The following is a 23,430-nucleotide window of genomic DNA, read 5'->3' on the forward strand; positions in this document are numbered from 1 at the left end:
CGTGACCGCGAGGGCCGAGCAGGGGCTGCGTGCCGCTGCCGACGTCCCCGAGTACGACGAGGAGCGGGCCCGCGCCGCGGTGCGCGAGCTCCTCCTCGCCGTGGGTGAGGACCCGGACCGTGAGGGCCTCGTCGAGACCCCTGCCCGGGTGGCCCGCGCCTACCGCGAGATCTTCGCGGGCCTGCGCCAGGAGCCCGGCGACGTCCTGACGACCATGTTCGACCTCGGCCACGAGGAGATGGTGCTGGTCAAGGACATCGAGGTCTACTCGACGTGCGAGCACCACCTGGTCCCGTTCCACGGCGTCGCGCACGTGGGGTACATCCCCAACGCCGACGGCCGGATCACGGGGCTGTCCAAGCTGGCCCGGCTGGTCGACGTGTACGCGCGCCGCCCCCAGGTGCAGGAGCGGCTCACGTCGCAGATCGCGGACGCGCTGGTCGAGCACCTCGAGCCCCGCGGCGTGATCGTCGTGGTCGAGTGCGAGCACCTGTGCATGTCCATGCGCGGTGTGCGCAAGCCGGGCTCCCGGACCGTCACGTCCGCGGTGCGGGGCCAGATGCGCGACGGCGCCACGCGCGCCGAGGCCATGAGCCTGATCCTGGGACGGTAGGCGCGCAGCAGTGCAGCACACACAGCACGACGGCACCCCGAGCGGCCTCCCGTTCGCGGGGGTCGGTCGGACGCTCGTCATGGGCGTCGTCAACGTCACGCCCGACTCCTTCTCCGACGGCGGCGAGTGGTTCGAGCCCCGAGCCGCGGTCGAGCACGGCCTCGAGCTCCTGGCCGAGGGTGCGGACGTCCTCGACGTCGGTGGTGAGTCGACCCGACCCGGTGCAGGTCGCGTGCCCGTCGAGGAGGAGCTCGCGCGGGTCCTGCCCGTGATCGAGGCGCTCGCGTCCCGCGGTGCCGTGGTGAGCGTCGACACGACCAGGGCCACGGTCGCCGAGCAGGCGGTCGCCGCGGGCGCGCAGATCATCAACGACGTCTCCGGGGGGCTCGCGGACCCGGAGATGGCCGCGGTCGCCGCCCGGACGGGCGCGGTGTTCGTCGCCATGCACTGGCGCGGGCACGCGGACGTCATGGACGACCTCGAGGTGTACGACGACGTCGTGACGGACGTGCGCGACGAGCTCGCCGCACGGGTCGAGGCGCTCCGGGCGGCGGGGGTGCGGGACGACCGCATCGTGCTCGACCCCGGGCTGGGCTTCTCCAAGGCGGGCTCGACGAACTGGCCGCTCCTGACGCACCTGGGCACGTTGCGCGAGCTGGGCTTCCCGGTGCTCGTCGGGGCGTCCCGCAAGCGGTTCCTCGGCCACCTGCTCGCGGGCGAGGACGGCACGCCCGTCCCGCCCCTGGAGCGGGACGGGGCGACCGCCGCCATCACGGCCCTCGCCGCGGCGGAGGGTGCGTGGTGCGTGCGCGTGCACGCCGTCCGGCCGTCGGCGGACGCGGTGCGGGTCGCCGCGGCGTGGACTCGGGCCGGTCGGACAGGGGAGGATGCCAGCGGGGGAGAACCCGCCCCCGGCGCCCTCGGCAGGGCACCAGCCTCGACGGGCGGGCACGGGCCCGCCGGTGCGGTTCGTCCGCGCCACAGCACGGACCACGGAACGAACGACAGCGACGACAGGAGCACGACGTGAGCACAGCGTTCGCAGGGGCGGTGCACGGCACCGACGGACGGCCTCTCGACCAGATCCGGCTCACGGGGCTCAGCGCGACGGGGCACCACGGCGTGTTCGAGCACGAGCGGATCGACGGCCAGCTGTTCCGGGCCGACGTCGTGCTGCACCTGGACACGCGGCGTGCCGCGTCCGGGGACGACCTCGAGGACACCGTGAGCTACGCGGTCGTCGCCGAGGACGTGGTCGCGGTCCTGGCCGGTTCGCCCGCGGACCTCATCGAGACCGTCGCCGAGCGGGTCGCGGCGGTCGCGCTGCGTCACCCGACGATCGAGGCGGTCGACGTCGCGATCCACAAGCCGCAGGCGCCCATCACGGTGCCGTTCGACGACGTCGAGGTCGTCATCCGCCGTGACCGGGTCAAGACCCCCGTCGTGGCCGCCGTCGTCGACGAGCGACCGCGCGTCGTGCCGATCCCGGTGGGCTCGATCACGCCGCCCGTGCTCGGGCAGGTCGCGCTGACGGAGTCCGTCACGCCCCAGGACGAGCACGTGTCGATGCCCCCGTCGATCCCGCCCGTCTCCCCCGTGCCCGCGCCGGACCGCTCGCCCGACCAGGGCGTCTTCGCGGCGGCTCCCGAGGACCACGCACCGGTCGCCGGGGACGGCGGGGCCGGAGGGGTCTCCGACCAGGAGTTCGTCGCCGCCCTCGACTCGTTCTACAGCGCTCCGGAGGACGCGCTGAGCGCGCCGTCGGCCGACTTCGTGACGACGGGCGAGGTCGAGGTGCCCGACCAGGCGCCCGTGCCGTCGCCCGAGGTGGCGCCGGCCGACGCCGCCCCCGAGATGTCCGAGGCGCAGCAGGGCGCAGGTGCTCCCGTCGAGGACCGCCACCCGGACGTTCCCGCCGCGGCACCCGTCGAGGCCGTCGCACCGGCGGAGCAGCTCGCGCAGGCGGTGCCCGCCGCACCGGTCGAGCACTTCACGCAGGCTGCGGCTGCCGCACCGGCCGAGCCCGCTGCGCCGGTCGTCACCGCGGCCCCCGTCGGGTACGCCGTGCCGGACGCCGGAGCGTTCGCCGCGGCGCAGGCCGAGGCCGAGCGCGTCCCGGCCGAGGAGCCCGTGCGGGCCGCGCACGAGCCGTTCGTCGACGAGGACCGGGACCAGCCCTTCCCGGTCGCCACGACGACCGCCGAGACCACGCCCCCGGCCCCGCTGCCGCCCCTGCCCGAGCCCGCGGACGTCCCTGCGCAGCGTGCCCCGGTCGAGGCCCAGGACCTGGCCGAGACCCCCACGGAGCACACGGTTCCCGACCGTCCCGTCGCGCACCAGCCGGAGCCCGTGCACCAGCCGGAGCCCGTGCACCAGCCGGAGCCCGTGCACCAGCCGGAGCCGCAGCCCGAGCCGCACCCGGTACCCGAGCCCGAGCCCGCCCGCCCCCTCGACCGCCTCGACGAGGCGCCGACGGGCTTCGTGCCCGTCGTGCTCGCACTGGGCGCGAACCTGGGCGACGCCCAGCAGACGCTGCGGGACGCCGTGACGGACCTCGACCGGATCTCCGGTCTCGAGATCACGGACGTCTCGCCGCTCGCCCGGACCGCGGCGGTCGGCGGCCCCGACCAGCCGGACTACCTCAACGCGATCCTCCTGGCCCGCACGACGCTGTCGCCGCGCGCGCTCCTGCACGCCATCCAGGGGGTGGAGAACGTGCACGGGCGGGTCCGCGCCGAGCGCAACGGTCCCCGCACCCTCGACGTCGACCTGATCGTCTTCGGCACCGTCACCGAGTTCACGGAGGATCTCGAGCTGCCCCACCCGAGGGCGCACGAGCGGGCGTTCGTGCTGGAGCCGTGGTCGCAGATCGCACCCGACGCGGTGCTGCCGGGACTCGGCGGAGGTCCGGTCGCGACCCTCGCGGCGACGGCCCCCGACCGTGGCGGCATCCGGTGGCTGGCCCTGGACTGGCTCACGGACGCGGAGCCGGAGCCCGAGGCGGCCCCGGTCGCGGCCCGTGCCGAGGAGGCTCCGGCGGCCACCGTCGAGCCCGCACGGCAGGACCCCGCGACGTCCGCGGCGAGCCCGCAGGCCGAGGCCCCCGCACCCGAGGCCGCCACGTCGTCGACCCGTCCGGCGCACCCCGGTGAGGCCGCGCAGCCGGTCCCGCACGACGCGGGCGGCCACGCGCCCGTGCCGGCGCCGGTGAACCCGTTCGTGCCCGAGCAGCCCCCGGCCGCCCCGGTCCCGCCGTCGGCCCCCGCTCAGCAGGAGCAGGCGGTGGCGGAGCCCGGGCCGTTCGTGCCCTCGTTCCACCCCGTGCACCCGCAGGACGGGCAGGAGGCTCCGCACGCTCAGGTCCCGCCGCTGTGGGCAGACGTCTCGCAGGCCGCACCCGCTGCCGAGCAGCCCGCACCCGCTCCTCAGCCGTTCTCCCCGGCCGAGCAGGGGTCACCGCAGTTCCACCCGGTGCACCAGGCCCCGGCGGGCTCGTTCCAGCCGCCGCAGGCCCCGCCGGCGCCTCACGCTCCCGGGCACCCTGAGCCGCGGTCCTCGCAGCCCGGGGCGCCGTCGGTCCAGCAACCTCCCGTCACCGGTACGCCCATGACCTTCCCGGCCGACCTGCGCGGCTCGTCGAGCTGATGCAGCGCACCAAGGTCACGACGCTCCTGCTCGTCACGGTCGTGACGACGGTGGTCGGGTGGCTCGTCGTCGTCGGGCTCGAGCGTCGGGGGACGTACCTGCCGCGCGTGCCCTGGATCGTCGACGTGGCCCTCGTCGGCCTCGCGGTCGCCGTCTTCTGGGCGGGGTGGGCCGTGCGGTCCTACCTCAAGGGGCGGCGCCCGTCGCTCGACCCGTTGCGCGCCGCCCGCACGCTCGTCCTGGCCAAGGCCGCGGCTCTCACGGGGTCGCTGCTGGCCGGGTGGTACCTCGCGCAGGTCGTGGCGGTCCTGGGCGACCTCGCGATCGAGCCCCGGCGGGAGAAGGCGGTCGCGGCGGGGGTCGCAGCCCTGAGCGCGGTCGTGCTCGCCGTCGTCGGGCTGGTCGTGGAGACCTTCTGCCAGGTCCCGCCCGAGGACGGGGACCCCTCCGAGCGCGGGCGGTCCCGGCCGACCGGCGAGTCCGCGCCCGAGGCCGACGCCGCCGGGTGACCGGGTCAACCTCCCGGACGACGCGCAGGCCCACCCCGGATGGGAAGATGGGGACATGACGGACCACGCCTTCGACCGGGCCCCAGAGACCGACCCGGCTCCGGTGACGGACTCGGCCCCGACGACCCCGAGCGGCCCCTTCGACCCGCCGGGGGTGACCTGGCAGGGCGTCTCGAGCCGACTGATCACGGCCAGGCTGCTCACGGTCGGCATCTTCCTGCTGGTCCCGGCCGTCCTGGGCGCGGTGTTCGCGCTCGTGTTCAGCCTGGTCTGGCTGTGGGCCGTCCCGGCCGTCATGCTCCTGATCGGGGTCTGGTGCGTGGTCGTGGTGCCCCGCCAGGTCCGGGCCATCGGCTACGCCGAGCGCGACGACGACCTGCTGATCCGCAAGGGCGTGATGTTCCGCTCGCTCGTCGTGGTGCCGTACGGCCGCATGCAGTACGTGGACGTGCAGGCCGGGCCGCTCGCACGCCGCTTCCGCATCGCCCAGGTCCAGCTCCACACCGCCTCGCCCGCGACGGACGCGTCGATCGACGGCCTCGAGCCGGCCGAGGCCGAGCGCCTGCGCGACCGCCTCGCCTCGCGCGGAGAGGCACGGTTGGCCGGGCTATGAGCGAAAGCACCACGCAGCCCGACGCCCCACCGACAGACCTCACCTGGCACCGCGTCCACCCCGTGACCCCGGTGGTCCGGGGCTGGTCCGTCATCGCGGTCCTGCTCGTGATCGTCGGCAACCAGACCCTGGACGGACTCCCCGCGGGGCAGAACATGCTGGCCGGCAACGGCTGGTGGCAGATCCTGGGCGGGATCGTCCTGGTCGGCCTGATCGGCCTCGGCTACTCGGCGCTCGCCTGGCGCATGACGACGTACGCGATCGACGACGAGTCGGTCCGCCTGCACACAGGGGTCCTGTTCCGGCAGCAGCGCAAGGCCCGGCTCGACCGCCTGCAGGCGGTCGACATCGTCCAGCCGCTCGTCGCCCGGCTCTTCGGGCTGGCCGAGCTCAAGCTCGAGGTGGCGGGCGGTGCGGACTCGGGCATCAAGCTCGGGTTCCTCAAGCTCGAGGAGGCCGACCACCTGCGCGTCGAGCTCCTGGCCCGCGCAGCGGGACTGCGGGTCGGCGGCCCTGCCGCACGTCCTGCCACGCCCGGCGAGGGTGCCTCGGACGGGCGGGGCGAGGCCCCGGAGAACGAGGTCCCCACGGACGGGAGCGACGTCGTCGGGCACGTCTCCCTGGGCGTTCCCGAGGCGCCCGAGCAGCCCGTCATGGAGGTCCCGCCGGGCCGGCTGGTCCTGTCCCTCGTCCGCACGGTCGCGATGATCGTCCTGGTCGTGGCGGTGCTCGGCCTGATCGGGGTGGCGGTCGGGACGCGCGAGATCGGGACGCTGTTCACGGCCCTGCCGCTGGTCCTGGGCGTCGGCGGCTACCTGTTCGGCCGGTTCACGCGCGAGTTCAACTTCCGCAGCGCGATCTCGCCCGACGGCATCCGGCTGCGTCACGGCCTGCTCGAGACCCGCTCGCAGACCATCCCGCCGGGCCGCGTCCAGGCGATCCGCCTCACGCAGGGGCTCCTGTGGCGCAGTGCCGACTGGTGGCGCGTCGAGGTCAACGTCGCGGGGTACGGCCAGAGCTCGGACGGGACGACGAACAACAGCGTCCTGCTGCCCGTCGGCACGCGCGACGAGGCCCTGGGCGCGGTGTGGCTCGTCCTGCCGGACCTGGGGACCCCCGACCCGCGCGGGCTGCTCGACGAGGCGCTGTCCGGGATCGACGCGGGCGCCCACTTCACGACGGCCCCCCGGCGCGCCCGGATCCTCGACCCGATCGCGTGGCGTCGCAACGGCTTCACGGTCACGGGGCGTGCGCTCGTCCTGCGGCGCGGACGCCTCGTGCGGCGCGTCGAGATCGTGCCGCACGAGCGCACGCAGTCGCTCGGCCTCCAGCAGGGGCCGTGGCAGCGTCGCCTGGGCGTCGCGACGTTCGCGATGCACTCGGTCCCCGGGCCGGTCACCCCGGCCGTGCCGCACCTCGACCAGCACGTCGCGGGGGCGCTCATGGACGAGCAGGCGCGCCGTGCCCGCGAGGCCCGCGCGCACGCAGGCCCCGAGCTGTGGATGCGGCGCGACGAGGTCGCGGCCGTGGTCGAGCAGATCGAGGGTGGCGACGACACCGGCCAGGGGCCGGGGAGCGGCCCGCACGAGACGTACGGCACGACCGGCACGACCGGCACGACCGGCACGGACGACCGGACCGACGAGGACGAGGAGAACGCACGTGACTGACGCGACCGGCCGCAGACGCCCCGGACGCCTGGGTGTCGGCGTCGTGGGCGCAGGACGCGTCGGCGCCGTCCTCGGCAGCGCGCTGCGCGCGACGGGCCACGCGGTCGTCGGCGCGAGCGGCATCTCCGAGGCCTCGCGCGAGCGCATCGAGACGCTCCTGCCCGGCATCCCCGTGCTGGAGGTCGAGGAGGTCGTGCGGCGCTCGGAGCTGGTCCTGCTCGCCGTGCCCGACGACGCCCTCCCGGGCCTGGTCTCGGGCCTCGCCGAGGTCGGGGCGTGGCAGGGCGGCCAGATCGTCGTGCACACGTCGGGCCGCTACGGTGCGGGCGTCCTGGACCCGGCGCGCGCCCAGGGCGCGATCCCGCTCGCGATCCACCCCGCGATGACGTTCTCCGGCACGTCGCTCGACCTGTCGCGCCTCGTCGGCACGACCTTCGCGGTCACGGCGCCCGGACCGGTCCAACCCATCGGGCAGGCCCTCGTGGTCGAGCTCGGTGGTGAGCCCGTGATCGTCGAGGAGGAGGCCCGCGGGCTCTACCACGCGGCCCTCGCGCACGGCGCGAACCACCTCGTGGTGCTCGTGGCCCAGGCCGCCCAGGCGCTCGAGGCGGCGGGCATCGAGCAGCCCGGGCGCGTGCTGGCCCCGCTGCTGTCGGCGGCGCTCGACGGCGCGACCCGCTCGGCCGACGCGGGCGAGGGCGCGGGGCCCGGCGCGATCTCGGCCCTCACCGGTCCGGTGTCGCGCGGGGACGTCGGGACCGTCGCGGCGCACCTCGAGGTGCTGCGAGCCCTCGCCGTGACGTCCGCGCAGGAGACCGCTCCGCGCGTCGCCGCGACCGACGTGCCCGCGTCCTACCGCGAGCTCAGCCGCGGAGCCACGAGCCGTGCCCTCGCCGCGGGGCGCATCGACGCCCGCCAGGCGCAGGAGCTGCTCGACGTCCTCGAGGAAGGTCACTGATGTCTGTCCCCACGCCCCCTGCCGGGGCCCGGCCGCACGTCGTGCGCACGCGCGCAGACCTGCGCGACGCCCTGGCCACGACCGCCGGGCCCGACGGCGCAGCACCCGGGGGCGCGACGCCGGCGGGCCGGGACGGGCGGGCGCCCGGCGCCGGGCAGCCGGGCACCCTGACGCGCGAGCGGGCCGTCGTCATGACCATGGGCGCTCTCCATGACGGGCACCTGCAGCTCGTGCGCGCGGCGCGCGAGCGGGTGGGGCCGGCGGGGCAGGTCGTGGTGACGGTCTTCGTGAACCCCTTGCAGTTCGGGCCCGACGAGGACCTCGACCGCTACCCGCGCGACCTCGACGCCGACGTGACGCTCCTCGCAGGGCTCCCCGAGCCCGCGCCCGGACGCCCCGCCGTGGACGTCGTGTTCGCCCCCTCGGTCGAGGAGATGTACCCCGGCGGCGACCCGATCGTGCGCGTCACGTCGGGCCGCATCGGCACCGTGCTGGAGGGCGCCTTCCGCCCCGGCCACTTCGACGGGGTCCTGACCGTCGTGCTCAAGCTCCTGCACCTGACCCGCCCCGACGTCGCGTTCTTCGGCGAGAAGGACGCGCAGCAGCTCCTCGCGATCCGCCGCATGGTCGCGGACCTGAACGTCGACGTCGAGGTCGTCGGCGTCCCGATCGTGCGCGACGACGACGGCCTCGCGCTGTCCTCGCGCAACGCGTACCTGTCCGCCGCCGAGCGCGCCGACGCCCTGACCCTGAGCCGGGCCCTGCGTGCCGGAGCCGCTGCGGCCGCTGCCGGCCGGGGCGCCGCCTCGGCCGTCGAGGTGGCCTCGGGAATGCTCAACGAGCACCCCGGTGTTGTGGTCGATTACCTCGCGCTGGTCGACCCGACTACCGTGGACGACCTGGAACCGGAGTACGTGGGACCTGCGCTGCTGCTCGTCGCGGCACGCGTGGGCACCACCCGACTGATCGACAACCTGGCCGTGGACGTGGCAGACCCCGCCGCGAGCACGGCCCGCCCAGGAGGCACGCAGTGACCCAGACGGGACCGCAGGACGGCACGCGCCGCCCCGCTTCCTTGCAGCGACCCATGATGATCGGGAAGATCCACCGCGCCACCGTGACGCAGGCGGACCTCCACTACGTCGGGTCCGTGACCGTGGACGTCGACCTCCTCGAGGCCGCCGACATCATCTCCGGCCAGCAGGTCGACATCGTCGACGTCACCAACGGCGCACGGCTGACGACGTACGCGATCCCCGGCGAGCGCGGCTCCGGCAAGGTCTGCATCAACGGCGCCGCCGCGCACCTCGTGCACCCCGGCGACACCGTGATCCTCATCGCCTACGGCATGATCGCCGACCACGAGGCGCGCCACTTCCTGCCGAACGTCGTGTTCGTCGACGGGGACAACCGCATCGTCGAGGTGAGCGAGGAGCCCGGCCTGGTGCCCGAGGGGTACGACCTCGAGCCGAGCGGCCTGCCCATCGCCCCGTTCCAGTCCGCCACGGCCGAGTGACCCAGGCCGCGGAGGCGAACGTCTCCACCGACGAGGCGCCCCGCGCGCCCCGGCACCTGGCCCGTCGGCTCGCCGCCCCGGCCCCCGGCTGGACGACCACGGTCGACGCGATCGTCGTCGGCTCCGGCATCGCCGGCCTCACGGCCGCGCTCGAGCTGCGCACCCAGGTGCCGCGCGTCCTGCTCGTGACCAAGGGCGAGCTCTCCTCCGGCTCCACGGTCTGGGCGCAGGGCGGCATCGCCGCGGCCCTCGACCCCTCGGACTCACCCGCGGCCCACCTCGAGGACACGCTCGCGGCGGGCGGGGGACTGTGCGACCCGGCCGCGGTCGAGGTCCTCGTGACCGAGGGCCCCGCACGCGTGCGCGAGCTCGTCTCGCGCGGCGCGAACTTCGACCTCGCCCCCGGTGGCGACATCGCGCTCACGCGCGAGGGCGGTCACCACGCCGACCGCATCGCGCACGCGGGCGGCGACGCGACGGGCGCCGAGATCTCCCGGGCGCTCGTCGCCCAGCTCGAGGCCGTCCTCGCCGACCCCGGCATCGAGGTCATCGAGAACGCCCTCGTGCTCGACGTCCTCACCACGTCCCCCGACGAGCCCGGCGGTCCCCGCGCGTGCGGCGTGACGCTGCACGTGCGCGGGCAGGGCTCGCGCGACGGCGTCGGCGCGGTCCTCGGCCGGGCGGTCGTCCTCGCGACCGGTGGGATCGGGCAGGTGTTCCGCTCCTCGACCAACCCGCCCCAGGCCACGGGCGACGGCATGGCCGCCGCGCTGCGTGCGGGGGCGACGCTCGGCGACGTCGAGTTCGTCCAGTTCCACCCGACCGTGCTGTGGCTGGGTCTCGGCGCCAAGGGTCAGCTCCCGCTCGTGTCGGAAGCCGTCCGGGGAGAGGGCGCGATCCTCCTCGACACCGACGGGCACCGTTTCATGCCCGCGGTCCACCCCATGGCCGAGCTCGCGCCGCGCGACGTCGTGGCCCACGCCATCGTGCGGCAGATGGCCGCCACGGGCTCGGACCACGTGCTGCTCGACGCCCGGCACCTGGGTGCCGACTTCCTGCGCAAGCGGTTCCCGACCATCACCGAGCGCCTGCTCGACCAGGGCATCGACCTCACCGAGGAGCCCGTCCCGGTCGCGCCCGCCCAGCACTACCACTCGGGCGGCATCGTCACGGACCTCCACGGACGCTCGACGCTCGACGGCCTGTACGCCGTGGGCGAGGTCGCGTGCACCGGCGTGCACGGGGCCAACCGGCTCGCGTCGAACTCGCTCCTGGAGGGCCTGGTCTTCGCGTACCGGGCGGCCCAGGAGATCACGGCGCGCGTCGCCGCGGGAGAGCTCCCCCTCGGGACGCCCGTCGAGCGCGACGGCGGTGCGGCGCTCGTGCCCGCCGCGTCGCGGTCCCGGGTCCAGTCCGTCTCCTCGGCCGGGCCGGGCGTCATCCGCGACGCCCGGGGCCTGCGGGCCGCAGCCGACAAGCTCGCTGCCGTGCGCACCGACGCGCACCGGTCCACCGACGTCGTGGCCGTCCCCCAGACCGCCGAGTGGGAGACGACCAACGTCCACCAGGTCGCGACCGCGCTGACCGAGGCCGCGCTCGTGCGCGAGGAGAGCCGGGGTGGACACTTCCGGACGGACTTCCCCCAGGCCGACCCGGCGTGGGGGCGGCGGATCGAGATCACGCTCGGGGCGGACGGCGCGCTGCGGGTCGTGTGAGCGGCCGCCGGTCGCCGGTCGGCCGTCGCCGGGGAAGGTAGCGTGAGCGCCGTGAACTCTCCCTCTCTCGTCGAGCCCGGCCTCGACCCCCGGTGGATCACCGACATCGTCACGCGTGCCCTCGACGAGGACCTCGGCCCCGCTCCGGGCCGGGACGTGACCACCCAGGCCACGGTGCCGCCGTCGGGCACGGGGACCGCCCACCTGGTGGCGCGGGCCGACGGAGTGGTGGCCGGTCTCGTCGTGGTCGAGGAGGTCACCCGGCAGGTCGCCGAGCGCTTCGGGCTCGCGCCCGTCACGGTCACGTTCACCGCGCAGGACGGCGACGCCGTGGCACGCGGGCGTGTCCTCGCGGCGCTCACCGGTCCGGTCCAGGTGCTCCTCACGGCCGAGCGCACGCTCCTCAACCTCGCGAGCCGCGCGAGCGGCGTCGCGACCGCGACCCGCGCGTGGGCCCGCGAGCTCGACGGGACCGGCGCGCAGGTGCTCGACACCCGCAAGACGACCCCGGGTCTGCGCGCCCTGGAGAAGTACGCCGTCCGGGCGGGGGGTGGCACGAACAAGCGCATGGGTCTCTACGACGTGGCCATGGTCAAGGACAACCACGTCGTCGCCGCGGGCTCGGTGAGCGGCGCGATCGAGGCGGTCCGGACGATGTTCTCCGACGTCCTCGTCCAGGTCGAGGCCGACACGACGGACCAGGCCATGGAGGCCCTCGACGCAGGGGCCGACTTCCTGCTGCTCGACAACATGCCCACGCCCGTGCTCGCCCAGACCGTGCGGCTCGTGCGCGAGCGCGAGGCGGCTCCTGGCGGACCGGGGCGGATCGAGCTCGAGGCGACGGGGAACCTGACGCTCGACCGGGCGCGCGAGGTCGCCGGGACCGGGGTCGACTACCTCTCGGTGGGGGCGCTCACGCACTCGGCGCCGATCCTCGACCTGGCCCTCGACCTCATCGGCTGACGCGTCGGGCGGCAGGGCGGGACGGTGCGGGGGAGCGCTGGAACCCCATCCGGCGCTCCCCGGTAGAATCGTCGCGTGACTTCCCCCGATCCTGCTGCTGCCGCCGTGCCCGCCGCCGATGCCGCTCCCGCCGTGAACCCCGCCCCGGCGGAGGTCGACGAGACCGACGACCTCCCCGAGCAGCTGCGGGTCCGGCGCGAGAAGCGCGAGCGGCTGCTCGCGCAGGGCGAGGAGGCCTACCCGGTCTCGGTCCCGCGCACGCACACGATCGCCCAGGTCCGTGCGGCGTACGACCACCTCGAGAGCGGTCAGGAGACCGACGACGTCGTGGGCGTGGCCGGACGTGTCGTGTTCCTGCGCAACACGGGCAAGCTCTGCTTCGTGACGCTGCAGGACGGCGAGGGCAACCGGCTCCAGGTCATGCTGAGCCAGGCCGTGGTGGGCGAGGAGTCGCTCGCGGCGTTCAAGGCCGACGTGGACCTGGGGGACCACCTGTTCGCGCACGGGCGGGTCATCAGCTCGCGCCGCGGTGAGCTGAGCATCTTCGCGGACGAGTGGAAGATCGCTGCCAAGTCGCTGCGCCCGCTGCCCGTCCTGCACAAGGAGCTCTCGGAGGAGAGCCGGGTCCGTCAGCGCTACGTCGACCTGATCGCGCGCCCTGCGGCGCGGGACATGGTCCGGCTGCGTGCCGCGGTGGTGCGGTCGCTGCGCGAGAACTTCCACGAGCGGGGCTACCTCGAGGTCGAGACGCCCATGCTCCAGACCATTCACGGCGGTGCGGCGGCGCGTCCGTTCACGACCCACATGAATGCGTTCGACATGGAGCTGTACCTGCGCATCGCACCCGAGCTGTTCCTCAAGCGCGCGGTCGTCGGTGGGGTCGAGCGGGTCTTCGAGATCAACCGCAACTTCCGCAACGAAGGGGCTGACTCGACGCACTCGCCGGAATTCGCGATGCTCGAGGCGTACGAGGCCTACGGTGATTACAACACCATGGCCGACCTGACGCAGAACCTCGTCCAGCGGGCGGCCCAGGATGCTCTGGGAACGACCACGATCGTGCTTCCGGGGGGCGAGGAGTACGAGCTCGGCGGTGAATGGGCGCACCTCAAGATGTATGACTCGTTGTCGGCGGCCCTGGGTGAAGAGATCACCCCGGAAACGTCTGTGGAACATCTGTCCAAGATCGCCGACCGGCTCGAGATTTCCTACGACACCAAGCGTGCCGGTCACGGCAAGCTCGTGGAAGAGATCTGGGAGCACCTGGTGGGCGCCCACCTGTATGCCCCGACGTTCGTCCGCGACTTCCCGGTCGAGACCTCGCCGTTGACCCGCGACCACCGCACGGTCAAGGGTCAGGTCGAGAAGTGGGACCTCTACGTCCGCGGTTTCGAGCTGGCCACCGCCTATTCCGAGCTGGTCGACCCGGTGATCCAGCGTCAGCGTTTCGAGGCGCAGGCGGTCCTCGCGGCCGCGGGCGACGACGAGGCCATGCGTCTCGACGAGGACTTCCTCACAGCGATGGAGTACGCGATGCCCCCGTCGGGGGGCATGGGCATGGGGCTCGACCGCCTGCTCATGGCGCTGACCGGCCACGGGATCCGCGAGACCATCCTCTTCCCCCTGGTCAAGCCCGCCCAGTGACCGGGCGTCCCCCGCGATGACCGGGTGACTGCGGGGTGCGACGCCCACGGGCGTCACACCCCGCAGTCGTCCTGCGGTCGTAGACTGGCCCGCATGAGCGATTTCTGGCCCGCCGTCTATGCCTTGATCCCCTCGGTGGGGGTCGGCATCCTCTTCTATTTCGCGATGCGTGCGATCGTGCGTGCGGACCGTAACGAGAGGCTTGCCATGGCCGAGCTCGACGCCCGGGCAGAGCAGGCCGAGCTCCGTGCGCAGGCGTCGGGGGATTCTTCGACGACTTCTCGGTAGTCGCGACACGTGCTTTGCCTTTGACGTCATTCCCTCGAAATGGCACACTTCGAGATACCAGCATCAATTCTCGAAGACGCGAGGTAGCACAGTGGCACAGAAGGTCCAGGTAATTCTCGTCGACGACGTCGACGGTGGAGCGGCGGACGAGTCCGTGACGTTCGCCCTCGACGGCGTCTCCTACGAGATCGACCTCAGCTCGGCTCACGCCCAGGAATTGCGCGACGCCTTTGCGCCGTGGGTCGGTCACGCACGCAAGGTCACGCGCGGAACTGCTCGCCCGGCGGCCCGCAAGACGCGTTCTTCCGCAGCGGGTCCGTCGCGTGCGACGGAGATCCGTGAATGGGCACGCGCGAATGGTTACACGGTCAGCGAGCGTGGCCGAATCTCGGCCGACGTCCAGCAGGCGTACGACGCAGCGCACTGATCCGCTGTCCTTGTCGGGGGCGTCCCGCCCGGTCTCCGCGCTGCGGGGTCGGTCGGAGCGCCCCTGACGCACGTCCGGGTGCTACTAGGCTCGGGGCATGACTTCTCCCTCGTCGCCCGTGGGCGCCCCGGACTCGCGCACCCTCTGGCTCGGCACCTACCCCGACGGGGCGCCGGTCGGCAGCGGCGAGGGGATCTGGCGGGTGCCGGTCGACCCGTCGACGGGCGCGCTGGGCGAGCCGGTCCTGGCGGCCGTGACGCCGTCGCCCTCGTTCGTCGCGCTCGACCCGAGCGGTGCCCTCCTGTACGCGGTGACCGAGGACGAGCGGGGCGCGGTGAGCGGGTTCCGGGTCTCGCCGGACGGCGCGCTCGCCCACCTGGCGACGGTGCCCAGCGGTGGCACGCACCCGTGCCACGTGGTCGCGACGGACGACGCGGTCTGGGTCGCGAACTACGGCGACGGCACGTTCGCGGTGCTGCCGCTCGACGCGTCGGGCGCCCCGACCGGGGCCCTGCGCCTGGAGCACCGGGGTACGGGGCCGGACACCGACCGCCAGAGGGGGCCGCACGCCCACTTCGTCGGCGCGGTCGCGGGGGACCCCGTGGTGGCGGACCTGGGGACTGACGAGCTGCGCGCGTACCCGCGTGCGCTCGACGAGCTGCGGGACCTCGCGGACGCCGCCGCCCCGGCACGTGTCGTGGCGACCCTCCCGGGCGGTGCGGGCCCGCGCCACTTCGCGGTCCTGCCGGACCCCGAGGGCTCTCCCGGGGCGCTCCTCGTCGCGACCGAGCTCGACGCACGCGTCTACGTCCTGGTCCCCTCGGGGGACGGCCGGTTCGAGGTCGCCGGCTCGGTCCCCGCGACCGCCGCCCCGCTGCCCGAGGGCGGCCGGAACTACCCGTCGCACGTCGCGCTGAGCGAGGACGGGGCGCGCCTGTTCGTCGCGGTTCGCGGGGCCGACGTCCTGTCGACGTTCGCGGTGACGCGGGCGCCCGGGCCCGACGGCGCAGCCCCCGTCCTCGAGCACCTGTCCGACACCCCGCTGGGCGGGGCGTGGCCGCGGCACTTCGCGGTGCTGGCGCCCGTGGGCGACGCGACGCCCGTCGCGGACCTGGTCGTCGTGGCCAACCAGAACTCGTCCAACCTCGTGGTCCTGCGGGTCGACCGGACGGACGGTGCGGGCGTGCTCGTGGACGAGGTCGCTGTCCCTGTCCCGGCGTGCGTCGTGGAGGCCTGAGGGTTGTGAAGGACTCGCCGCGCATCGCGATGCTCTCGGTGCACACCTCGCCGCTCGACCAGCCCGGCACGGGCGACGCGGGCGGCATGAACGTGTACATCACGGAGCTGGCGCGGGCGCTGGCCCGGCGCGGGGCGCAGGTCGAGATCTTCACGCGCGCGACGTCGTCGGCCCAGCCGCCCGTGGTCGAGGTCGAGGACGGCGTGCTGGTGCGCCACGTCGTGGCCGGTCCGTTCGAGGGGCTCGACAAGAACGACCTCCCGGGGCAGCTCTGCGCCTTCACGGCGGGGGTGCTGCGGGCCGAGGCGCGGCGGGACGCGGGCTGGTACGACGTGGTGCACACGCACTACTGGCTCTCCGGGCAGGCGGGCTGGCTCGCCGCGGACCGGTGGGACGTGCCGCTCGTGAACTCGATGCACACCATGGCCCGCGTGAAGAACGCTGCCCTGGCCCCGGGGGACGCCCCCGAGCCGCTCGGGCGGATCATCGGCGAGGAGCAGGTCGTCGCGGAGGCCGACGCGCTCGTGGCGAGCACGCCCGAGGAGTTCAAGGACCTCGTCGAGGAGTACGGCGCGGACCCGGCGAAGGTGCACGTCGTGCCGCCGGGCGTCGACCTCGACCTGTTCTCGCCGGCCGCGCCGGGCGAGACCAAGGAGTCGCTGCGGGCCTCCCTGGGGCTGCCGACCACGGGTCGGCTCGTGCTGTTCGCGGGGCGCGTCCAGCCGCTCAAGGCGCCCGACGTCCTGGTCCGGGCGCTCGGGGTGCTCGCGGACCACGACGAGCCGCTGCCGACGCTCGTGGTGCTCGGCGGACCGAGCGGGCGCATGACGGCGGTGCGCGAGCTCGAGGCGCTCGCCTACCAGATGGGCGTCGCCGACCACGTGGTCGTGCGCCCGCCCGTGCCGCGCGACGAGCTCGTGCGCTACTACCGGGCCGCCGACGTCGTGGCCGTGCCGTCGCACAACGAGTCGTTCGGGCTGGTCGCAGCCGAGGCGCAGGCGTCGGGCACGCCCGTGGTCGCGGCGGCCGTGGGTGGGCTGCGGACGGTCGTCGAGGACGGGGTGTCGGGGATCCTGGTCCCGGACCACAACCCGTGGACGTGGTCGCGCACCCTGAGCGACCTGCTGGCCGACGACGAGCGCCGTGCCGGGCTCGCGACCGGGGCGCGGCGCGTCAGCGAACGGTACGGCTGGGACGCGACGGCAGAGGCCATGCTCGCGGTGTACGAGCAGGCGGCCGAGGCGCGGGCGGCGCGTCCGCGCTGAGGCGTGACCACGGCTCCCGCGAGGTTCCACGTCGGGGGAGCGCCTGGCCGGCTCCGTCGACGCGAACCCTCTGCCTCGGCTGCCGCCCGGGGTCAGTCGCGCCGTTCGAGCACGAAGACCGGGATCTCCCGGTCGGTGCGCTCCTGGTAGCTCGCGTAGTCCGGGTAGGCCGCGACGGCGCGCTCCCACCACAGGGCCTTCTCCTCGCCCGTGACCTCGCGGGCCGTGTAGTCGTGGCGCTCGGGCCCGTCCTGGAGCTCGACGTGCGGGTTCGCCACGATGTTGTGGTACCAGACGGGGTGCTGCGGGGCGCCGCCGAGCGAGGCGACGACGGCGTAGGTGCCGTCGTGCTCGACGCGCATGAGCGGCGTCTTGCGGATCTTGCCGCTCTTCGCGCCCAGGGTCCACAGGATCACCACGGGCATCCCGCGCAGCGTCGTGCCCTTGGTCCCGCCTGAGGTCTCGTACAGCTCGGCCTGCTTGCGTGCCCAGTCGCTCGTGCTGGGTGCGTACTCTCCGGTGATCGGCATGCCTGGTACAACGCGTGGCGCGCGTCACCATTCCCGGAGCGGAGATTCCCGTTCCGTAGATGTTCGGTGACCATTTCCCGGGACAGCGCTGCCACCCGCGTCATGGTGCGGCAGGATGGTGACCATGACCTACACCCTCGTGCTGCTCCGCCACGGCGAGAGCGAATGGAATGCCAAGAACCTGTTCACCGGCTGGGTGGACGTCGCACTCTCGGAGAAGGGCGTCGAGGAGGCGAAGCGCGGCGGCACCCTGCTGACGGACGCGGGAGTCCTCCCCGACGTCGTGCACACCTCCCTGCTGCGTCGCGCGATCACCACCGCGAACCTCGCGCTGGACTCCGCGGACCGTCACTGGATCCCCGTGAAGCGCTCCTGGCGCCTCAACGAGCGCCACTACGGTGCTCTCCAGGGCAAGGACAAGAAGCAGACGCTCGCCGAGTTCGGCGAGGAGCAGTTCATGCTGTGGCGTCGTTCGTACGACGTGCCGCCGCCCGCGATCGAGCTCGGCTCGGAGTTCTCGCAGGACACGGACCCGCGCTACGCGGACGCCCCGGTCGTGCGGACCGAGTGCCTCAAGGACGTCCTCGAGCGCGCGCTGCCGTACTGGGAGGGTGAGGTCGTCCCCGACCTCAAGGCCGGCAAGACGGTCCTCGTCGCGGCGCACGGCAACTCGCTGCGCGCGATCATCAAGCACCTCGACGGCATCTCGGACGAGGACATCGCGGCTCTCAACGTGCCCACGGGCATCCCGCTCGTGTACGAGCTCGACGAGAACCTGGTCCCCGTGGTCAAGGGTGGCAAGTACCTCGACCCGGCTGCTGCGGCGGACGCGATCGCCGCGGTCGCGAACCAGGGTCGCTGATCGTCCCGTCGCCTCGACGCGAACGCCCGACGGCGCCGCTCCCCCCGCGGGGAGCGGGGCCCGGGCGGGCGTTCGTGGCGAAGGACGACGGGTGCGGGTCCCTCGCGGGAGGCGCCGAGCGCTTCCCGCGAGGGACCCGCACCCGTCGAGGACGCGGGCGGGCGGGCCTCAGGCGCGCGTGGCCTGCCCCCTGTCGTCGGCGAAGTCGCCCGTGACGAGGAACGTCACGCGCTTGGCGATCGAGACCCCGTGGTCGCCGAACCGCTCGTAGTACCGCCCGACGAGCGTCACGTCGACCGTCTCCTGCGGCGTGCCGTCCCACTCCGGCCCCAGGAGCGCCGCGAACGTGTCCTGGTGCAGGTGGTCCAGCAGGTCGTCGTCCCGCTCGACGTTCGCCGCGACCTCCAGGTCCCGCGTCGTGAGCAGGGTCGTGGTGCGTCGCGCGACCCGCGTCGCGGCGTCGTGCATCTGGGAGAACGTCCCCTCCAGCAGGGGGTGGATCGCGTGGGCCGGGTACCGGCCGCGGGCGACCTGCGCCACGTGCCGCGCGAGGTCTCCCATGCGCTCGAGCGTCGCGCTCATGCGCAGCGCGCTCACGACGACCCGCAGGTCCGTCGCGACCGGCTGCTGCTGCGCGAGCAGCAGCACGCACCGCTCGTCGAGCTCACGTTCCAGCGCGTCGATCGCGTGGTCGGACGCGATCACGGCCTGCGCGAGCTGGAGGTCTGCGGTGAGCAGCGCCGTCCCGGCTCGACTGATGGCCGACTCGACCAACCGGCTCATCTCGGCGAGGTCGTCACCGACCTGCTTGAGCTCTGCCTCGAAGATTTCCCGCATCGCTTCCCTTTCATGGTGACCAGCACCGTCCACCCTGCCAGGCCAGGTGAACGGGGAGATGAACGGACAGGTGAACGCCGGGACGCCGCCAGGTGAACTCTTGGACACACGTCCGCCGAACCGTCGCTCCTGGTCCGGCGCGCTCAGGGGGCGACCGTAGGCTGGTGACGTGGAAGGAATCCAGGAGGGCGTCTCGCTGCTCGTCGCAGGAGTGATCGGGCTCCTCGTCGGCGTCTTCGCGACGCTCGCGTTCCGGTTCAGCGAGCGCAGCTCCCGGCGCATGCCCGACGAGGAGGCGCCCGAGCTCGACGAAGGGCTCGTCCGTGTCCTCGCGGTGCTGCGGTCGGCTGCCGTCGTGCTCGACTCCGAGGGCGAGGTGGTGCGGGCGAGCCCGCCGGCGTACGCGCTGGGCGTGGTCCGCGGCGACGCGATCGTGCACACCCCGATCCTCGACATGATCGAGGAGGTCCAGCGCGACGGCGTGATCCGCGACGAGGAGCTCGAGCTCCCGCGCGGTCCGGTCGGACGCGGCATGGTCATGCTCCAGGTCCGGGTCGCGCAGGTCGGCCCCCACCACATCCTGGTCCTCGCGGAGGACCGCACCGAGGCGCGCCGCGTCGACGCGATCCGCCGCGACTTCGTGGTCAACGTGTCGCACGAGCTCAAGACGCCCGTGGGGGCGCTCGCGCTGCTCGCGGAGACCGTGCAGGACGCCGCGGACGACCCCGTGGCGGTGCGCCGCTTCACGGGCCGCATGCAGCAGGAGGCCACGCGGCTGTCCGCGCTGGTCCAGGAGATCATCGAGCTCTCGCGCCTGCAGGTCGCGGGCGCGCTCCAGGCCGTCACGGCCGTCCCCGTCCGGGGCGTCGTCGAGGAGTCCGTCGACCGGGCTCGCACCAACGCCCAGGCCAAGGGCATCGTCCTGACGGTCGGGGGGGACCTCGACGCCGTCGTCTACGGCGACCACGCGCTGCTCGTGACCGCGGTCCGCAACCTGCTCGACAACGCGGTCGCGTACTCGGGGGAGAACACCCGGGTCGGGGTCGGCGTGAGCGTCGACGGCGACCTCGTGGAGATCGCCGTCGTGGACCAGGGGATCGGCATCTCCGAGGGCGAGCAGCAGCGGGTGTTCGAGCGCTTCTACCGGGTGGACCCCGCGCGCTCGCGCGACACCGGCGGGACGGGCCTGGGGCTCAGCATCGTCAAGCACATCGCGGCCGACCACGGCGGTGAGGTGACCATGTGGTCCGAGCCCGGCCGCGGGTCCACGTTCACGCTGCGCATCCCGGCGGCGAACCCGGCCGCGCTCGAGGAGGCGGCAGGGGAGGGGACGTCCGGTGACGGCTCTCCCGACGACCCGGCCGACGCGCCGTCCGAGCGAGCGGCGGGACCAGCAGGTCCCACGGGCACCGGGGCCCCGGTCGAGGGCGACCGCGAGGGCGACGCCCCCGCGGGCACCGACGAGGCCCCGCCCACGCACCCCGGTCCGGCACCCACCAGGGCACCGGCCCCCCAGCCAGCAGCTCCCCATCCGGGCACGTCCCCCAGAACCAAGGAGGTGGGTGCGTGACGCGCATCCTGGTCGTCGAGGACGAGGAGTCGTACCGCGACCCTCTGACCTACCAGCTGGCCCGCGAGGGTTTCGACGTCGTCGAGGCGGCGACGGGCCCCGAGGCCCTGGCCGCGTACGACGCCGGGGGAGCGGACATCGTGCTGCTCGACCTCATGCTGCCCGGGCTGAGCGGCACCGAGGTGTGCCGCGAGCTGCGCCAGCGCGGCAACGTACCGGTCATCATGCTCACGGCCAAGGACTCGGAGATCGACAAGGTCGTGGGCCTCGAGCTCGGGGCCGACGACTACGTGACCAAGCCCTACTCGTTCCGCGAGCTGCTCGCGCGCGTCCGCGCGGTGCTGCGGCGCCAGGGAAGCGCCGAGTCGCCGGCGGAGACCGAGGCCGACGGGGCGCTCGAGGTCGGTCCGGTGCGCATGGACGTCGAGCGGCACGTCGTGACCGTGTACGGCGAGCTGGTCCCGTTCCCGCTCAAGGAGTTCGAGCTGCTCGAGGTGCTGCTGCGCAACGCGGGCCGGGTCCTGACGCGCGGGCAGCTCATCGACCGGGTCTGGGGCGCCGACTACGTGGGGGACACCAAGACCCTCGACGTGCACGTCAAGCGCATCCGCTCCAAGATCGAGCCCGACCCGGCGACGCCGCGCTACCTGCTCACGGTGCGCGGTCTGGGGTACAAGGTGGCCGACGGCGCCTCGTAGGCCGTGCCGACCCGCGGCGGCCGCCGCCCTCCTTCCAGGGGGCGTGCCGCCGTCGGGCCGCGGGCTGCCGCGTCAGACCGGCGGCGTGCCCGTCGGCGGGCCGTCCGGTGGTGCGTCGCGTCCCTGGCGACGCCGGGGTCGCCCGAGCAGGGCCCCCCTACGTTCGGCGGGCGGCTTGGGAGGCCTGGGGTTCTTGGGCCCGTCGCTGCCGTAGAGCTCGTCCCACTGCTCCGAGATGGTCTCCGTGACCCGGCGCGTCACGTGCTGCGTGAGGGCCAGGCGCGCCTGCGCACGCTCGGCACGCAGGATCGCGCTGTGCTCCTCGCGCAGGGCGATCACGGTGGACAGGGCCATCCCGATCATCACGACCGAGAACGGCAGGGCGATGAGGATCGCGGCCGTCTGCAGCGCGGTGAGCCCGCCGGAGATGAGCAGCGCGATCGCGAGGAGCCCCGAGAGCACGGCCCACAGGATGCGGTTCCAGACCGCGGGGTGCGGATCGCCGCCCGAGGTCAGCATCCCGACGACGAACGAGCCCGAGTCGGCGGACGTCACGAAGAAGATGCCGATGAGGACGATCGCGAGCACCGTCAGGATCTGGCCCCCCGGCAGGTCGCCGAGGAGCTGGAACAGCACGGTGTCGGTGTCGACGGTCCCGCCCGGCCCGATCAGGTCGCCCGCGCCGAAGATCTGCCGGTACAGCGCCGAGCCGCCGAACACCGAGAACCACAGGAACGTCACGAGCGTGGGGACGAGCAGCGTCCCCATCACGAACTCGCGGATCGTGCGGCCGCGGGAGATGCGGGCGATGAAGACGCCCACGAACGGGGCCCAGGAGATCCACCAGCCCCAGTAGAAGATGGTCCACGCCGACTGCCACTCGAGCCCGGCGTCGCCCTGGAAGGCCGTGGTGTCGAACGTGAGGCGGATGACGTTCTGCAGGTAGTACCCCATGGACTGCACGTAGTCGCGCAGCAGGAAGAGGGTCGGTCCCACGACGAGCACCGTGAGCGCGAGGACCCCGGCCAGGATCATGTTGCCGTTGGACAACCACTTCATGCCGCGCCCCAGCCCCGACGCCACGGAGAACGTCGCGACGGCCGTGATCCCGACGATGAGCCCGATCTCGAGCGCGAGGCTCGGCTCCGCGACGTTCAGGAAGCCGAGCCCGGCCCCGATCTGCAGCACGCCGAAGCCGAGCGAGGTCGCGACGCCGAACACGGTCCCGAGCACCGCGACCACGTCGACCACGTCTCCGAGGCGGCCCTTGACGCGGTCCCCGAGCAGCGGCTCGAGGGCCCAGCGGATCGACACCGGCCGGCCCTTGCGGTGGATCGCGTAGGCGAGCGCGAGGCCGGCCACGACGTAGATCGCCCAGGCGTGCACGCCCCAGTGGAGGTAGCTCTGCCCCATCGCGGCCTGTGCGAGGGCCGCGGGGTCGCCCGTGACGCCGGGCTTGGGCGACGCGAAGTGCGTCAGGGGCTCGGCCGCCCCCCAGTAGACGAGCCCGATCCCCATGCCCGTCGCGAACAGCATCGCGAACCACACGGGCAGCCGGAACAGCGGGGTCTCGTCGTCCTTGCCCAGCACGATGTCGCCGAACCGGCTGAGCCCCATCCACAGCGCGAAGATGACGAACGCGGCCACGAGCAGCACGTAGTACCAGCCGAACGCACCGATCACGTCGGCCTGCAGGGTGCTCAGGACCGCGGTCGTCCCGTCGGTGAAGACCATCGCGAGGAGCACGAACAGCAGGATCAGGCCCGCGGCGGGATAGAAGACGCGGGGGTACATGCGCCCGGGCGGCGTGGGCAGCACGGCCGTGCCCGACGACGTCGCGTCGCCCGCGGCGGCAGCCGTCCCCGCGGCG

General features: G+C 73.8%; 22 protein-coding genes. 19 read left to right on the forward strand and 3 right to left on the reverse strand.

Translation table 11 applies throughout. From position 1 onward, the window contains the following. Position 1 precedes the first annotated feature (1 nt). The 16 genes from folE (at position 2) to mshA (ending at position 17,063) form a co-directional block, all read left to right on the forward strand. Positions 2-613, forward strand: a complete 612-nt coding sequence (folE, locus tag H9623_RS02550) for a GTP cyclohydrolase I FolE (RefSeq protein WP_407671820.1) — start codon at positions 2-4, stop codon at positions 611-613. Between the two features lie 79 nt (positions 614-692). Then, the gene (gene folP, locus H9623_RS02555; protein ID WP_193718609.1) at positions 693-1,643 is read left to right on the forward strand and encodes a dihydropteroate synthase; all 951 of its coding nucleotides are present in this window, start codon (positions 693-695) and stop codon (positions 1,641-1,643) included. Then, positions 1,640-4,258, forward strand: a complete 2,619-nt coding sequence (folK, locus tag H9623_RS02565; protein WP_321575237.1) for a 2-amino-4-hydroxy-6-hydroxymethyldihydropteridine diphosphokinase — start codon at positions 1,640-1,642, stop codon at positions 4,256-4,258. The genes folP and folK overlap by 4 nt, the downstream gene beginning before the upstream one ends. Next, entirely contained in the window at positions 4,258-4,767 is a 510-nt protein-coding gene (locus H9623_RS02570) for a DUF3180 domain-containing protein (RefSeq protein ID WP_193718522.1), read from the forward strand. Before folK ends, H9623_RS02570 begins: the two co-directional genes overlap by 1 nt. 55 nt (positions 4,768-4,822) lie before the next feature. Beyond that, positions 4,823-5,380 carry a PH domain-containing protein gene (locus H9623_RS02575; protein ID WP_193718523.1) on the forward strand — a complete coding sequence of 186 codons (558 nt, stop codon included), beginning with the start codon at positions 4,823-4,825 and terminating at the stop codon, positions 5,378-5,380. Then, a complete protein-coding gene (locus tag H9623_RS02580) occupies positions 5,377-7,050 on the forward strand; it encodes a PH domain-containing protein (RefSeq protein WP_193718524.1) in 1,674 nt (557 codons plus the stop codon). The genes H9623_RS02575 and H9623_RS02580 overlap by 4 nt, the downstream gene beginning before the upstream one ends. After that, positions 7,043-8,008 (forward strand): Rossmann-like and DUF2520 domain-containing protein, encoded by a 966-nt coding sequence (locus H9623_RS02585; RefSeq protein WP_193718525.1) that lies wholly within the window; start codon positions 7,043-7,045, stop codon positions 8,006-8,008. Before H9623_RS02580 ends, H9623_RS02585 begins: the two co-directional genes overlap by 8 nt. Next, on the forward strand, positions 8,008-9,042 hold the full coding sequence (panC, locus tag H9623_RS02590; protein ID WP_193718526.1) for a pantoate--beta-alanine ligase: 1,035 nt from the start codon (positions 8,008-8,010) through the stop codon (positions 9,040-9,042). The genes H9623_RS02585 and panC overlap by 1 nt, the downstream gene beginning before the upstream one ends. A gap of 53 nt (positions 9,043-9,095) precedes the next feature. Next, positions 9,096-9,524 carry an aspartate 1-decarboxylase gene (gene panD / locus H9623_RS02595; RefSeq protein WP_227748078.1) on the forward strand — a complete coding sequence of 143 codons (429 nt, stop codon included), beginning with the start codon at positions 9,096-9,098 and terminating at the stop codon, positions 9,522-9,524. After that, positions 9,521-11,239 carry an L-aspartate oxidase gene (locus tag H9623_RS02600; protein WP_193718527.1) on the forward strand — a complete coding sequence of 573 codons (1,719 nt, stop codon included), beginning with the start codon at positions 9,521-9,523 and terminating at the stop codon, positions 11,237-11,239. Before panD ends, H9623_RS02600 begins: the two co-directional genes overlap by 4 nt. 42 nt (positions 11,240-11,281) lie before the next feature. Then, positions 11,282-12,202 carry a carboxylating nicotinate-nucleotide diphosphorylase gene (gene nadC / locus H9623_RS02605; protein ID WP_193718528.1) on the forward strand — a complete coding sequence of 307 codons (921 nt, stop codon included), beginning with the start codon at positions 11,282-11,284 and terminating at the stop codon, positions 12,200-12,202. Between the two features lie 132 nt (positions 12,203-12,334). Next, positions 12,335-13,846, forward strand: a complete 1,512-nt coding sequence (gene lysS, locus H9623_RS02610) for a lysine--tRNA ligase (protein ID WP_321575254.1) — start codon at positions 12,335-12,337, stop codon at positions 13,844-13,846. Between the two features lie 93 nt (positions 13,847-13,939). Then, on the forward strand, positions 13,940-14,134 hold the full coding sequence (locus H9623_RS02615) for a hypothetical protein (protein WP_193718529.1): 195 nt from the start codon (positions 13,940-13,942) through the stop codon (positions 14,132-14,134). A 91-nt stretch (positions 14,135-14,225) separates the two neighbouring features. Further along, positions 14,226-14,561 (forward strand): histone-like nucleoid-structuring protein Lsr2, encoded by a 336-nt coding sequence (locus tag H9623_RS02620; protein WP_193718530.1) that lies wholly within the window; start codon positions 14,226-14,228, stop codon positions 14,559-14,561. A 97-nt stretch (positions 14,562-14,658) separates the two neighbouring features. Continuing rightward, positions 14,659-15,798, forward strand: coding sequence for a lactonase family protein (locus H9623_RS02625; RefSeq protein ID WP_193718531.1), 1,140 nt, complete (start codon positions 14,659-14,661; stop codon positions 15,796-15,798). 29 nt (positions 15,799-15,827) lie between these two features. Continuing rightward, positions 15,828-17,063: a D-inositol-3-phosphate glycosyltransferase gene (gene mshA, locus H9623_RS02630; RefSeq protein WP_193718613.1), complete on the forward strand. Its 1,236-nt coding sequence runs from the start codon at positions 15,828-15,830 to the stop codon at positions 17,061-17,063. A gap of 92 nt (positions 17,064-17,155) precedes the next feature. Here mshA and H9623_RS02635 read toward each other — a convergent pair whose 3' ends face one another. Next, positions 17,156-17,593: a nitroreductase family deazaflavin-dependent oxidoreductase gene (locus H9623_RS02635; RefSeq protein ID WP_193718532.1), complete on the reverse strand. Its 438-nt coding sequence runs from the start codon at positions 17,591-17,593 to the stop codon at positions 17,156-17,158. A gap of 124 nt (positions 17,594-17,717) precedes the next feature. Between H9623_RS02635 and H9623_RS02640 the strand changes: the two genes are divergently transcribed. Beyond that, entirely contained in the window at positions 17,718-18,455 is a 738-nt protein-coding gene (locus H9623_RS02640) for a phosphoglyceromutase (protein WP_193718533.1), read from the forward strand. Positions 18,456-18,623: 168 nt separating this feature from the next. On the opposite strand, the gene phoU is transcribed toward H9623_RS02640, so the two are convergent. Then, positions 18,624-19,292, reverse strand: a complete 669-nt coding sequence (phoU, locus tag H9623_RS02645) for a phosphate signaling complex protein PhoU (RefSeq protein WP_193718534.1) — start codon at positions 19,290-19,292, stop codon at positions 18,624-18,626. A 169-nt stretch (positions 19,293-19,461) separates the two neighbouring features. Between phoU and H9623_RS02650 the strand changes: the two genes are divergently transcribed. After that, positions 19,462-20,862 carry a sensor histidine kinase gene (locus H9623_RS02650; RefSeq protein WP_193718535.1) on the forward strand — a complete coding sequence of 467 codons (1,401 nt, stop codon included), beginning with the start codon at positions 19,462-19,464 and terminating at the stop codon, positions 20,860-20,862. Then, the gene (locus tag H9623_RS02655) at positions 20,859-21,560 is read left to right on the forward strand and encodes a response regulator transcription factor (RefSeq protein WP_193718536.1); all 702 of its coding nucleotides are present in this window, start codon (positions 20,859-20,861) and stop codon (positions 21,558-21,560) included. The genes H9623_RS02650 and H9623_RS02655 overlap by 4 nt, the downstream gene beginning before the upstream one ends. 72 nt (positions 21,561-21,632) lie before the next feature. Here H9623_RS02655 and H9623_RS02660 read toward each other — a convergent pair whose 3' ends face one another. Next, complete coding sequence (locus H9623_RS02660; RefSeq protein WP_193718614.1) at positions 21,633-23,354, reverse strand: BCCT family transporter; 1,722 nt, start codon at positions 23,352-23,354, stop codon at positions 21,633-21,635. Between the last annotated feature and the right edge of the window lie 76 nt (positions 23,355-23,430).

This window comes from Oerskovia douganii, from assembly GCF_015142735.1.
Taxonomy (GTDB): Bacteria; Actinomycetota; Actinomycetes; order Actinomycetales; family Cellulomonadaceae; genus Oerskovia; species Oerskovia douganii.

Excerpts from the sequence above, each read along its gene's own strand:
- folP (WP_193718609.1), top strand. The coding sequence starts at position 693 with ATGGGCGTCGTCAACGTCACGCCCGACTCCTTCTCCGACGGCGGCGAG.
- H9623_RS02570 (WP_193718522.1), top strand. The coding sequence starts at position 4,258 with ATGCAGCGCACCAAGGTCACGACGCTCCTGCTCGTCACGGTCGTGACG.
- H9623_RS02575 (WP_193718523.1), top strand. The coding sequence starts at position 4,823 with ATGACGGACCACGCCTTCGACCGGGCCCCAGAGACCGACCCGGCTCCG.
- H9623_RS02580 (WP_193718524.1), top strand. The coding sequence starts at position 5,377 with ATGAGCGAAAGCACCACGCAGCCCGACGCCCCACCGACAGACCTCACC.
- panC (WP_193718526.1), top strand. The coding sequence starts at position 8,008 with ATGTCTGTCCCCACGCCCCCTGCCGGGGCCCGGCCGCACGTCGTGCGC.
- panD (WP_227748078.1), top strand. The coding sequence starts at position 9,096 with ATGATGATCGGGAAGATCCACCGCGCCACCGTGACGCAGGCGGACCTC.
- H9623_RS02615 (WP_193718529.1), top strand. The coding sequence starts at position 13,940 with ATGAGCGATTTCTGGCCCGCCGTCTATGCCTTGATCCCCTCGGTGGGG.
- H9623_RS02625 (WP_193718531.1), top strand. The coding sequence starts at position 14,659 with ATGACTTCTCCCTCGTCGCCCGTGGGCGCCCCGGACTCGCGCACCCTC.
- mshA (WP_193718613.1), top strand. The coding sequence starts at position 15,828 with ATGCTCTCGGTGCACACCTCGCCGCTCGACCAGCCCGGCACGGGCGAC.
- H9623_RS02635 (WP_193718532.1), bottom strand. The coding sequence starts at position 17,593 with ATGCCGATCACCGGAGAGTACGCACCCAGCACGAGCGACTGGGCACGC.
- H9623_RS02640 (WP_193718533.1), top strand. The coding sequence starts at position 17,718 with ATGACCTACACCCTCGTGCTGCTCCGCCACGGCGAGAGCGAATGGAAT.
- phoU (WP_193718534.1), bottom strand. The coding sequence starts at position 19,292 with ATGCGGGAAATCTTCGAGGCAGAGCTCAAGCAGGTCGGTGACGACCTC.
- H9623_RS02660 (WP_193718614.1), bottom strand. The coding sequence starts at position 23,354 with ATGTACCCCCGCGTCTTCTATCCCGCCGCGGGCCTGATCCTGCTGTTC.